Below are 12,402 nucleotides of genomic sequence, written 5' to 3' on the forward strand. Positions count from 1 at the left end.
AGGCGGCCAGAGCGCTAACTCTGGCCGCAATTATCATCAAAGGTTAAGCGCTTTTATTAATCGCGATCATCCCAGTCATGATCATCAAATTTTTTACGCTTATTTTTATTATCAAATTTGGCTTTCGGCTTATCGCGCTTTGATTTTCGGCCAACTTTTGTTTTTTCTAAATAGCTATCTTGTTGCAAACTACGCTTCATCATATCCCTCAAATGAATAATGTTGTTCTGTACGTGAACTATTCGCACTGGCTCTGTGCGTCACGCTGTGCACAGCTTTTATGTATTTTCGCCAGAGCTTTACTTCATAGCTGTTAGAGGCAATATTAGACTGCATACAGGCCACAAATTCCGATTCAGCAGCAGATTCAGGATTTAAATTACCTGCGCTTAATCCATTTAATGTGTCACCGTATTCAACTAAAAAATTAGCCTCAGAAATAGTAAAAAAGCCAGAACGCTCAATGCCACCGGCAAAATGCTCATCGTCATAAAACTTTCGACGTCCAGCGCGGATCGTATTTGTCATAACAATATTCTCTTATATTTGGAGCTGTTATTCGGCGATAAAATTAGCCAACAAATATGAAAGATAAATGACACTTTTAAAAAACATTCAATACAGTAAATATGGCGTGAACGCGCATAGTTGGTCAAAATGACAAAGTTCGAATGGCAAAAATTACTAATAATTCGTTTGATTGTTTTCTTTATTTTATTAAATAAGAATAAAACCATATTATTCAATGAGTTAAATTTTGGCCTAGTGATTGCTTTAAATTGCTATTAGTCACTCAACACGACAATGAATAATAAAAATAATTCATTAGAAGGGAACATCATGTATAAAACATTTTCAGCAATTGCTATGGCAACACTGCTTTCAGGTTGTATTGTGCATATCGGTGGAAACACCAATTCTGCAGATACTCACATCGAGCGAGAATTAGTGCTAAACGCAAGTCAATTGTCTACACTTATCGCCGAAACTGGTGCTGGCTCACTTAAAATAATAGGCTCAGACAGTAGCGATAAAATTACAGTGAATGCCGACATTTATACCAGCGAAGATCTAAATTACGAACTTTCTTTAACTCAATCTGGTGATACTGCAAAACTCGTTGCAATACACGATATTCAAGATGGTTTACGTATTCACATCAACCAAGGGCATAGCATCGACCTTGTCATCACCATGCCAAGCAAGCTAGCACTCGAACTAGATGATAGCTCTGGCGATGTTACAATCAACGGCTTAAGTAACACCATTAAGGTAGACGATAGCTCTGGTGACTTAACCATTGATGGCGGTAAATCAGTATACGTCGACGACAGCTCTGGCTCACTTTACATAAGCAATATTCAAGGTGACGTTGAAATTGACGATGGCTCGGGTGATACCCAGGTTGAAAACACCAAAGGTGCAGTCACCATTGAAGATGGTTCAGGTGATTTACTTGTTAGAAATGTTACGGGCACAGTAAAAGTAGATGATGGCTCCGGCGATATTACCGTAAACGGTGCGGGTGGATTGATTGTTGAAGACGATGGTTCTGGCGATTTAAATATCGATAATGTAAAAGGTGAAGTTAAAATCGATTAAACGGGTTCCACTAACTAGCAGGTGAAGTGTAAACCCCCTTTATACTATTTCATGCCTGTTGTGCTGTTAGGTTTGCTCCATTTTATCGTTCAAACCTAACAGCCAAGTTATTAAAAATATACTAAAGCAAGCGTTTCGTGCACTAAAACAATCCCAAAACGAGTAAGGTTTGATATTAAACCAACACAGTTACATAGTTTGCATTTTTATTGTGTACGTTGTTTTCGTTTCTCTTTTAAAAGTAAAGCCACGCCTGCGCCATAGAATACGGTGAAAAAACAGAAGCCAAAACCCAACATAACATACCTAAAAATATCACTTTCAGCGGCATAACCACTTAAAATCCATGATAAAGAAAAAGGTAACACCACAATAGACACACCTCCACCACGAGCGGCCTTTTCAAACAGCGATTGCAGAGGTGAACAAAAATAAATAAGTACTGGTAAAGCTGTTAAGCCTATCATTACAAGTTCAAATTCTGTAAAGCTATCCATAATTCCCAACTCCTTTAGTGAAATAAATATCTATCAAATGATAAGGTGTTTGTAGTCAAAACCGATGAAAATCACTTTTAAAAAAAGCAAGTGTATAACTAGCTAATATGCAAGATATAATCATAATATCTCGATTTTACAATACATTAGGTCGTTATTAATCCTATTTTCAAGTCTTTTTTTACTCGTAAACTTTGCCTTTATGTTTAAGCCATCCATGAGCATGTTTATTTCGCGGATCTTTGTGTGTCCAGTGCATCACGCCACCTTTTTTTGTCCACTCATATTCACCGTAAAACTCTACCTTATCACCCACTTTTAAGTTCGAAATGCGCGGCGCTAAATCAATATTATGCGCAACGAGTAGGGTTTTTAGAGCGTGGTAACGTTTACAGTCTGTTTCTGCAGCAGTTTGTTTGACATTTAGACAAGGCAGAGCGATTGTGGTGTAGTTATTCTACATAAATGAGCGATAACGCAGCATAAATGCCAAACAAGCGCTGCCTGTAAGGTTCAACCCAAACCGTTATGCTCTTTGTTGTCACTTTTTGACTTAGCCCACTAGGCCTACTAAGCGACGCCGCGATCAAAACGGTTTGGATTTGAACAGAATTTAGACCGTAAATGTCACCACGCTCTAGCTAAACCCAAAATAAATTTTTGGTGTCTTGAGCCATTATTATCATCAGGCAAAACACGTAACACTGTGCCTGAACCTTTAACTTGTATATCACTTTGCTGATTTTTATAAGCGTTACTGAGCTGACGATCATTTGCGTGTAGGTTGATAGCGGTTAAGAAAAAACCAACTAATAAAAGGGCAGTGAAGTGTTTCATTTTCAATCCTTTGAGTTACTACTAGAAAGAGTGATTATAAAATTAATGTGCTTTTTGACGAAGCCTTTTTATTGGCCTTAGCGTTTCAAAAATCCAGAAATTACATTTAAAGTTTAATTTTCAACAACAAGGTAATTTACTGAAAATGACACATTATTGGTGGTTTTGGCAAACCATTTAAAACTGTAAAGGGGATTTACACTTCCCCTTAGTACTTTTAAAACTTACTCACTTTGCTCAAAATTTAATTCAAGTTCGGCCTTCTCAATGAGTTCTTTTGGCAGTTCTTTTTGTACAGCTACGCCTAGTTCTTTAAATTCAGCAGCTTGTTTAATTAAGTTACCTTTACCAGAATAAAGCTGTGCAAATGCACGGTCGTAACCTTCTTTTGCTTTATCAAGAGTTTTACCAACGCCTTGCATACTGGTTAAAAAGCCATTTAACTTAGTATAAAAACGTTCTGCACGCTGCGCCAGTTCAGCACTGTGTTTACTTTGCTCTTCAAAACGCCATAATTGGCGCACAATATTCATGCTTGTTAAGAGGGTCGTTGGCGTAGCCACTAAAATATTCTTTTCGATAGCACGTTGATAAAGGTCAGGTTGGTATTTCAATGCTTCAACATAAGCCGATTCAATTGGCATAAATAAAATCACCACTTCAGGTGAATTTAAGCCTGGTAGTTTGTCATATCCTTTACTTGCAAGCTCCTCGATGCGAGCATTTACGGCCATTACATGTTGTTTTAATGCTTGCTCTGCAACCAGTTCACTCTCTGCATTTACATATTGAGTGTAGGCATTCAGCGACGTTTTAGCGTCAATGACCAAATGACGCTTTTGTGGTAAAAACACCACCACATCAGGCCGGTAATTTCCTTCCAACGCTTTAACATGAAATTCGCGTTGGTAATCGTCACCAACGCGAAGTCCGGCACTTTCTAGTACATTCTCTAGCATTAATTCGCCCCAATTTCCTTGGGTTTTCTTTTGTCCTTGTAATGCAGTTGTAAGTTGCTCAGCCTGTGAAGTAATAGCTTGATTCAATTTTTGTAAATGCACGAGTTCTGTTTTTAGTTCTGAACGCTGTTTTAATTCTTCGCTATGAATGGTTTCAACTTTTTGTTTAAAGCCTCTGAGCTCTTCTTGCATTGGCTTTAGCAAATTAGACACGCTCTCTTGGTTTAACGATTTAAACGCTTGTCCTTTTTCTTCAAATATTTGATTAGCAAGCAATGAAAATTCTTTTTTAAGTTCAGTTTTAGCATCTTGTAAACTCGCTAATTGCTGCTGATAGCTGTGTTCACGCTCAGTAAGACGTGTTTGCAGAGCGCTGTACTTAATACGCAGTTGATTGGTGCGTTCTTGCTCTTGTTGCCAGTTGGTAAAATTTTGATCTGAGGTTTTTGCAAGGTCCACCAGTTTTTCTTGTAATCCTGCTTTTTCTTGTAAATACTGGGCTTGTAGCAATGCAGTTTTGTTTTTAGAACGACCTACAGTCACCAAAATAGTCACTAAAAACACCACAAAAAGACATAAAAACGCTGTGATCACTATTTCAGGTTGGTTTAACAATGCTTGCATAAGCGATTCCTATTTGAAAAGACGTGATTAGTATACCTTTTTTGCCATTTATGCCGCACACAAATCAATTATTTACATCACTACCTGTAAAACTTTTTTACACCCACATTGCCATTGAGTAAGTAAAAAAGTGGTTTATTGGCTAGTAAAAAAGTGATCTGTAAACATCTTTTACAGGTCAAAAATCGGTCTATTTATTTTTAAATAAAAGTTGGCTTTAATAACCTTAAGCAAACGAATTGAATTATAAAAAGGCTTTATTATGAATACATTAGATAATTTTTTAAGCGCACAAAGTGGCTATAAAAAACTCTTAAAAGTAGAGCAGCAATTAATAAAAAGCGATGTAAAAGAGTACCAAATTTCAGAGTTAGTAAAACAATGTTCCGAAGCGAGAGCAGCCCGAAATCAGCAGCTTTTAGCCTTATTGCAGAGTAACGCTCTGGGTGCGGTTACTTTTGTTGGTATATTAATGATCCCATATTTAACCCTTATGGCTTTTTAATATGCGTTTAGAACTAATTTAACCCGAGTTCAGGTTAATTAATGTATGGTGCAAGCAGTTTTCGGCATTCAGGATCGATCACGATTTGCTGTTGCTCAGCGGCCGCTTGGTAAATATCAAGTCGTAAATGTTGTAGCAAATATTTTAACAAAGCGGCGCGAGTTTTAAGTGCTAACTTTTGCTCTGTCATTTGGTAATCGTGTGCAATCACCTTTTTTTGCAACTCAGTTAAACGGTGATCCGGACACACCACGAGCGTAACTTCAGTTTGCCACAGCGTATCATGCGCTTCATCAAACGTGGCTTCTCCCTCAAATGCGAATTCCCCCGAAAAACGCGACAAAACAAAATCGCGATAGTCTTGGTTTTTCTCGCAAAACGCACGAACATGATAACGTGTACCGTCAAATACTAAGCTGTGGGGCTGAATAATTCGGTCTTCAAATTCAGGGCTCGAAAGCGAAATGTAGCCGATATCTAAACGTAATTGATAACGGATTGCTTGCAGGATAGGCCTGACTAATTGCGGGCTAATATTGCGGTGTACCTGCGGCAATGTTTCAACAAGCGATGTCACTGCATGGTCGCCTTGAGTGTTAAAAAGCGCGTGATAGCTTGAGAATTCTAAATCAATAAATTGCGGCGTAAAATCGACATTGGCAATGTGTGCACGTTGCTGGCTCACAAACTCAAATCCAGTTGAATTAAGCTGCTTGTATTCTGAAATGTATTTTTGTGCCGTGGGACGGCTCGTTTCAAAGTAATCCATAAGTTGGCGAGCATTTAGCTTACCTTCCCATAATAAAAGCGCTTCAATTACTTGATAGCGTTTTATATCTTCCCAGCGCATTGTGTATGCCTTTGATGACGCAATTTTTATTATTTGAAACTATTTTGACCAAATAAAATGAAAAAAGCCAGCCACATTGTTTAATGGGGCTGGCCAAAAATTACTAACTTAGTAATCAACGGGAAATCTTTTAATCCAGGGATGGATTGAGACAACAACAGCAAAGTCAATATGTCATCTGTAGTAATAGACTTACCGTTTTTCGTTAAGTTCAAATTTATTTAAAAAAATTACGATCCAATTAATTGCAGTAGATCTTGTTCACTAAAATCAGAAAAACCGTGGCTATTGCTATCGAAAAAGCGCTCGGCTAATGCGGCTTTTTCTTGCTGCATGCGCTGTACTTTTTCTTCAATACTGTTTTGGCAAATCAGTTTATAAACAAAAACAGGTTTATCTTGGCCAATACGATAAGCGCGATCGGTTGCTTGGCGCTCAACCGCTGGATTCCACCAAGGGTCGTAGTGAATAACGGTATCAGCCGCGGTTAAATTAAGCCCTGTACCACCGGCTTTTAAGCTAATTAAAAACACGCTGACATCACCTTGCTGAAACTTATCAATGGCTTTTTGACGGTGGCGAGTTTGGCCTGTTAGTAGGCTGTAATCAATTCCAATTTCGCTAAGCTTTTGCTCAATAAGCGACAGCATGCTGGTGAATTGGCTGAAAATAATGACTTTTCGCCCCTCTTTTAACATTTCTGGCAGTGTATTAGCTAAATAATTTAATTTAGCGCTGTTAATTGCTTCATCTGGATCGGTAGACTTACTGATTAATCGCGGATCGCAGCATATTTGCCTAAGTTTTAATAATGACTCTAAAAACAGTAGCTTACTAGCTTGTTGCTCACCGGCTTCAAAGATCGATTTAACTTTTGATTCAATTTGCTCACTGACTTTTTGATACAGGGATTTTTGGCTATCGCAAAGCTCAATCACTTTTACCATTTCCGACTTAGCTGGAAGTTCTTTAGCAACTTCCGCTTTCGTTCGGCGCAGTACATATCCGGCAATAATGTCGTTTAATTGCTCGGCCCGATATGCATTATTTTCTTTCTCAATGGGTTGTTGAAAATGGTTTTTAAAATATGCGGTGCTGCCAAGTAATCCCGGCATAGCAAAGTCAAATAACGATTTAAGTTCAGATAAATTGTTTTCTACCGGCGTGCCGCTTAAGCACAAGTGAAAATCACCTTTCAATGACTTAGCAAAGCGCGATACTTTTGATTGGTAGTTTTTAATGGTTTGCGCTTCATCCAAAATAATATTGCCAAAGTGCATCTGTAAATAATGTTCATGATCGCGCAATAACAATGGGAAGCTGGTGATGACCACATCGGCCGTTGCCGCTTTAGCTAACAGCTTTTTACGATTCGCGCCTTGAACGGCAACCAGCTTTAAATCAGGTGTAAACTTTTCAGCTTCAAGCAGCCAGTTGTTTACCAAACTGGTTGGGCAAATAATTAAACTAGGCAAAGTACTGCGTTTTGCTTCTTTTTGGCTGAGTAAGAAGCTAAGTACCTGAATCGTCTTACCTAAGCCCATATCATCAGCCAAAATGCCACCTAGACCGTGTTTCTCTAAAAACTGTAGCCAAGCCAGACCTTTTAACTGATAGTCGCGTAGCGTGGCGTTTAGGCCGTTTGGTAAGCTTGCCGTAAGACTGCTCTCACTGTGCTCTAGATAAAACAATTCAGATAGTTGCTTATCTTCGATGATAAACATTGCACTATCGCACACACGCAGCAACGTAAGCGCCGACAATGGCAAGGTAAAACGCTTAGGCCAGCGTTTTTCACCATAATACTGATCAATCACCTGTTTTAGATTTAGCGCATCGCTGCGGCTTACCACAAGCCAACGGTCTTGGTGATAGTTTATGTAATAACCTTTGTTCGCTTTGTTATTGATTAACGCTGCTTTTTCTCGCAACAAATTAAAATCAAGTACTAGCTGATCAACCGAGAAATTAACATCAAGTTGCAGTTTGTTATTTGCAACACGCGATAAATTGGCAACTAACTTTGCCTCTGACGGCATGTGTAACTTTTTAGTCGGCTCGCTTACTTTCCACAAATGACTCTTTAGTTCATCGCATACTTCATTGATAAACCAGTGCCATTGCACTTGGTTTTCATTGGCCGGTGGAAAACGAAAGTATCGCGTATTAGCTTCGCTAGAAACAAGCTCTAAGCCATAGTTGTTAAGCTGATTAATACACGTGTTTTCAAACGCGCCATTGTGCACGGCTGTTTTGTAATTAAAACTAAGCGCAAGTGTTGGCAGTTCGTCCACTAATTCAAAACGGAGGCAAGGCTGTGGGGTGGTTGATTGGCTGTCGCTGTCAACCAAATAGGGCACAAAGCCAAAACCGTACAAACCGTTAAGTTTATCCTGCGCTTGGGCGTAACTGCTTTTTTCAACCGCAGGCATGGTCAGTAATAAGCTCATTTCATCACTGGCAAGACTGGTATCTATTTCACCAACTTGTTTTGTTTCTAAATCAACAAAATAGGGTGGTGTGGTCGGCACTAATACCCAATTTTGGTGAGTATTAATGCTTAATTTAAGCTCAGCACCCAGCTCGTTTTCTTGCCAATCTATAGCCAGTGGCTCTTTATGAATTAAGCTAAGCGGAGTGCGCTCATCGCCCCAATAACAGCGCTTAGTTTCAACGAGTTTTGCCAGTGCCAACGCGCCCCATTCACCATGTAGCGTTAGTTTGCCTAACGTATTTTGCGATCGGATCCAACTAAATAGTCGAAAGTCTTTTTCATCGAGATCTTTTGGTGTGACCTGCGAGCTCAGTTGTTTGGCCGTAAGTGCGCGACCTAGTCCGTACTGATTTTCGCTACGCGGGGCGATTTTAGGCAATAACACGATGTCGTCGCCATTTTTCTCTAAACTAAATAGCAACACATTAGGCGCGTGCTTTTCAGATTTAGATTTCAGCGATTCTAACCGCGTAAACCAGTCATGCAGTAAGTAGTTCTTGCCAAATTCACCCGAGTGCTCAGTTTTTAATGATAAGAACACTGCCGCAATATGTTCGCATTTTTGCCCTAAACGACACGAACACGATGTGGTTACTTTAGGTTGGCCATTAAGTTGTTTGATGGTTGCTTGTGGGTAGAAAGTCTCGCCTTCTTGGTTAGCCACTTCACCATTGATTGATTTAAAGCCTTCGGTGGCCTCACGCCATAAGACAAGGTCATGACTAAGGTAATCTTTCGCTTTATTGAACACAGCAGGCTTAAAAAAACGTTTTAAGAATGACTCAGTTAGTGGAAAACTGGCCAGCTCCTCGTTTTTTATTTCATCAAATAAGGCGAGTAAATCGTTTTTTGACAAGCGCTGTGACATATCGGGGCTATAAAAAATCAATAATTCTGCCAGTATATGGTTATTTAGCTTGCGGGCAAAGCGAATTCTGGCGATTTATGACGAATTTATGATATCGATTAGCGAATGGTTAAAAATTGACATTAAAAAGCGCGCTTACAGGGCTGTAAACACGCTTTTAGTGTAAGTGACTACTCGTTATTGCGAGTCATACTTGGTTAACGTTAGCAACTAACCTAGTTAAAGTTAGCAAGTAGCTTAGTTAATTGCTCCAAACGTTTGTCGGTCAGTACGCGATTATCAATTTTAATCACGACATCACCGCTCTTTTCGTGTTTTTGCGCGCTAATGTAGCTATTGCCCATATCGATATTTTGACGAGCGCTTGATTTAACTGGCTCTGCGTACGTTAATTCACGAGTAATTGCTAGAGCTGTTTTATCATCAGTATCAAGCACTAGCTCAGCTAAACGCTGCTTAACGTCAGCCACTTTTTCTGCAAATTGTTGTGGATCTTTTTCGCGGGCATCAATTAACTTTTTAGCGACTTCGCGGCCTACATGGTTTGCAGTAGGGTAAAGCGATAATACTTCTTGTGGCAGTTTTTCATAGGCTTTCAATGCATCAGCTATCGCTGTGTGCGAAACACCTTCAATTTCAGCCAGTTCACGGTAAGAGCCTTTACGCCCTTCAGCAATTAAATCGTGTTTTGTTTGTGCGTAAGCTTGGCCGAGTTCCCATAAACTTGGCGCAATGTACTGATCAGATGACACCGCTAAAATTTTTGCATCTTCATCTGTAAAATCTGGCGAGCTGAGTACCAGATAATCACTGCCAGAGATCATACAAGCTTTACGACGACGCGATCCTGCAAGTACCACTTCTTGTTCACCTTGTTGCCAACAAAGGGCAGGGTGTTGGTTGCGGCCATCACTTTTGATGCTTGTAATAATATCAGCGACTGACTTTTCGTTCAGTAACGCTTGTACACGGCGGTTTTTACCATAAACGTCTGTACTTTTCGCAATATCAGCATTTTTGATCAGTTTGCAGTACAGTTTAATTTCACGGTTAGGATCCGATGGTGCAGGCATAGTGATCTGATCACCGGCTTGTGCGTTTTCTAATAAAGCGTCTAAACTGCTCGACTCCACTGTTGTTGCAAATGGATCGATGCGAGTATCATTCTTACGTTTCTTTGCCATTGTAAAACCTAAATTAAGCTGTTTCTAACTGACATTGTGTTGACGACCAGTTTGAACGGATCAACATTTCTAGTTCATCAACCACATCTTTGATGTTTTCTTGTGATTTTATTAAAGACTCGCGACTGGCGAGACTGTCAGATGTTTTTTGATCGAAAATTGTATTGAAAGACGAGGAACTTGCGGTAATTGCAGAGCTATGATTAATCGGATAACTCATCACCTGACGGCCAAACGCACTGCGCACATCTTTAACAATATCGCGCTGTGAGTGATTGCCTTTAACATAGTTAGTTACCAAGAACTGCATAAAGTCCCAACCGTTATGACCCAATGCCGCAACCGTATGATAAATTTCACCTAAACGCTTTAAGTACTTGTTGTTAGCGTCAAAATCGACCGCTTCTGGGTGAACCGGTATTAACATCGATGTTGATGCCATTAATGCGTTGTAAAACATAAAATTAAGTGATGGTGCTGTGTCGATCAAAATAATATCGAATTGATCTTCAACGGGCTTAATCACTTTATCGAGCAACTTATGATAATGCTGTGATTCTTCATACCCTTTGCCTTCTTTTAGCTCTGTTGCAGTTTCGTGCTCAAAGTAGAAGTCGTCCATACCTGACGGTAAAAAGCGAATATTGGGAATATGCGTTGGCGCAAATGCACTTGATACTACATCAGCCCATGTTTCACCTTCTTCAAGATCAATACAGTCACGCATCAGATCGCCAACCGTAATTGGCTCAGGCTCTGCTGGTGGAAAGAAGCTTGTAGAGGATCCTTGTGGGTCAAGATCAATAATACCTATGCGGTAGCGTTTAATATTTGTTGTTGCTAATGCAGCAGCAATATTAACGAGACTTGTGGTTTTACCACAGCCACCTTTTAAGGAGTTAACAACAATAACCTGTAATTTATCACCTTCAGCGCGATTATCTGCAGGAATACCTAAGATATCGGCCATTTGATAAATATTACTTAGTGTATAAGCATAATGACCATTTGCCCCTTTCTTAATATCAAGGTGGTCAAAATCGCCTTGGTCATGACGACGTTTAAGCGTGCGATTATTACATCCTAATAAGTCCGCAGCTGCTTTTTGCGTATACGTTCTTAATTCTTTTTCATCTGTCTTAATATGAGCGCGATAATGTTGAATACGCCCTTCAAGAGATTCCTCAGCTACTTTTGCAGTGGCCTTTAATAGCTTATAGGTACTTAACGCATTTTGAGTGATTGTCATAGCTAAACCTTAACACTTACGTGTAATATGCAAATGTCCATTAAATTTGCTGTTTTCACTATTCTATGACGACATCGTTTTAATTGAAAGAAAAAAATACTGTTTTATTGCGTTATAATTTTACTTAAAGAATAAGAAATAAGTTTAAAGGTGGTTAAATACTAAGGTATTTAAGGTTAGAGCTGTGAATAGTTGATCTAACTGTTTGTAAAACATCATTTTATTATTTTTTTTCGGATCGACTTTATACTTGGTAAAGATCCGTTTTATATCTACAGCGAGATCACTCTTTTACTGACTAATTTTTATATTCACCGTTAATGTACAGTTTATGCACAGCACAATTCACAAAAAAGGCCGTTTAGATCAGCTTTTTACTAAGATAACGCTTTGTAATTGTGCAATTTTTTAAGGAATTACTTAGATCGTGTTAATTAAGATCGGATCCTAACTTGGTTGAGATCAGATCCCTACTAATTCGATCTTGAGTTATCCACATTTTAAATTTTGAGTGCCCATTTTTACTGGCTCAGAACCGATTTTTACCAACTCGGGGCCTGTTTCTCTAAAAAAAACGCTATTTATACTAATAAATCGTGCTTTGAGTTGGTAAAATATCGTTCTGAAAACGATTTGTTAGTAAAAAAGTGATCCCAGTACGTCAAAATTTGATTTGTCTGTGTGTTTTTTACACGAAACAGCCATGTTTATTTCGTTTTATCTAGTTTTAGTT

At 39.0% G+C, this 12,402-nt stretch carries 11 protein-coding genes and 1 pseudogene; 2 read left to right on the forward strand and 10 right to left on the reverse strand.

The features are described from left to right. Positions 1 to 56: 56 nt before the first annotated feature. Both C2M30_RS21515 and maoP read right to left on the reverse strand, forming a co-directional pair. Complete coding sequence (locus C2M30_RS21515; RefSeq protein WP_158683479.1) at positions 57 to 200, reverse strand: hypothetical protein; 144 nt, start codon at positions 198 to 200, stop codon at positions 57 to 59. Next, a complete protein-coding gene (gene maoP, locus C2M30_RS15395; RefSeq protein WP_010558434.1) occupies positions 190 to 528 on the reverse strand; it encodes a DUF413 domain-containing protein in 339 nt (112 codons plus the stop codon). Before maoP ends, C2M30_RS21515 begins: the two co-directional genes overlap by 11 nt. A 312-nt stretch (positions 529 to 840) precedes the next feature. Here maoP and C2M30_RS15400 point away from each other — a divergent pair, with 312 nt between their 5' ends. Further along, a complete protein-coding gene (locus C2M30_RS15400) occupies positions 841 to 1,602 on the forward strand; it encodes a hypothetical protein (RefSeq protein ID WP_100914580.1) in 762 nt (253 codons plus the stop codon). 206 nt (positions 1,603 to 1,808) lie between these two features. On the opposite strand, the gene C2M30_RS15405 is transcribed toward C2M30_RS15400, so the two are convergent. From C2M30_RS15405 to C2M30_RS15420, 4 genes and pseudogenes are all read right to left on the reverse strand, one after another. After that, on the reverse strand, positions 1,809 to 2,099 hold the full coding sequence (locus tag C2M30_RS15405; RefSeq protein ID WP_105172305.1) for a hypothetical protein: 291 nt from the start codon (positions 2,097 to 2,099) through the stop codon (positions 1,809 to 1,811). Between the two features lie 181 nt (positions 2,100 to 2,280). Next, a pseudogene (locus C2M30_RS15410) lies at positions 2,281 to 2,472 on the reverse strand (DUF3465 domain-containing protein); the annotation flags it as partial. A 254-nt stretch (positions 2,473 to 2,726) separates the two neighbouring features. After that, positions 2,727 to 2,936: a DUF3465 domain-containing protein gene (locus tag C2M30_RS15415; protein ID WP_105172306.1), complete on the reverse strand. Its 210-nt coding sequence runs from the start codon at positions 2,934 to 2,936 to the stop codon at positions 2,727 to 2,729. Positions 2,937 to 3,160: 224 nt separating this feature from the next. After that, positions 3,161 to 4,519: a DNA recombination protein RmuC gene (locus C2M30_RS15420; RefSeq protein WP_105172307.1), complete on the reverse strand. Its 1,359-nt coding sequence runs from the start codon at positions 4,517 to 4,519 to the stop codon at positions 3,161 to 3,163. A gap of 262 nt (positions 4,520 to 4,781) precedes the next feature. Here C2M30_RS15420 and C2M30_RS15425 point away from each other — a divergent pair, with 262 nt between their 5' ends. Continuing rightward, entirely contained in the window at positions 4,782 to 5,024 is a 243-nt protein-coding gene (locus C2M30_RS15425) for a hypothetical protein (RefSeq protein WP_105172308.1), read from the forward strand. Positions 5,025 to 5,058: 34 nt separating this feature from the next. On the opposite strand, the gene C2M30_RS15430 is transcribed toward C2M30_RS15425, so the two are convergent. The 4 genes from C2M30_RS15430 to C2M30_RS15445 all read right to left on the reverse strand — a co-directional run bounded on the left by C2M30_RS15430 (position 5,059) and on the right by C2M30_RS15445 (position 11,669). Beyond that, positions 5,059 to 5,874, reverse strand: coding sequence for a helix-turn-helix transcriptional regulator (locus C2M30_RS15430; RefSeq protein ID WP_105172309.1), 816 nt, complete (start codon positions 5,872 to 5,874; stop codon positions 5,059 to 5,061). Between the two features lie 230 nt (positions 5,875 to 6,104). Further along, positions 6,105 to 9,257, reverse strand: coding sequence for a DEAD/DEAH box helicase (locus tag C2M30_RS15435; protein ID WP_158683481.1), 3,153 nt, complete (start codon positions 9,255 to 9,257; stop codon positions 6,105 to 6,107). A 194-nt stretch (positions 9,258 to 9,451) separates the two neighbouring features. Next, positions 9,452 to 10,420, reverse strand: coding sequence for a ParB N-terminal domain-containing protein (locus C2M30_RS15440; RefSeq protein ID WP_105172311.1), 969 nt, complete (start codon positions 10,418 to 10,420; stop codon positions 9,452 to 9,454). 13 nt (positions 10,421 to 10,433) lie between these two features. Further along, positions 10,434 to 11,669 (reverse strand): AAA family ATPase, encoded by a 1,236-nt coding sequence (locus tag C2M30_RS15445; protein WP_100914574.1) that lies wholly within the window; start codon positions 11,667 to 11,669, stop codon positions 10,434 to 10,436. Positions 11,670 to 12,402: the final 733 nt, after the last annotated feature.

Origin of the sequence: Pseudoalteromonas sp. T1lg24, from assembly GCF_002964745.1 — a bacterium.
In the GTDB taxonomy this organism is placed as follows: Bacteria; Pseudomonadota; Gammaproteobacteria; order Enterobacterales; family Alteromonadaceae; genus Pseudoalteromonas; species Pseudoalteromonas spongiae.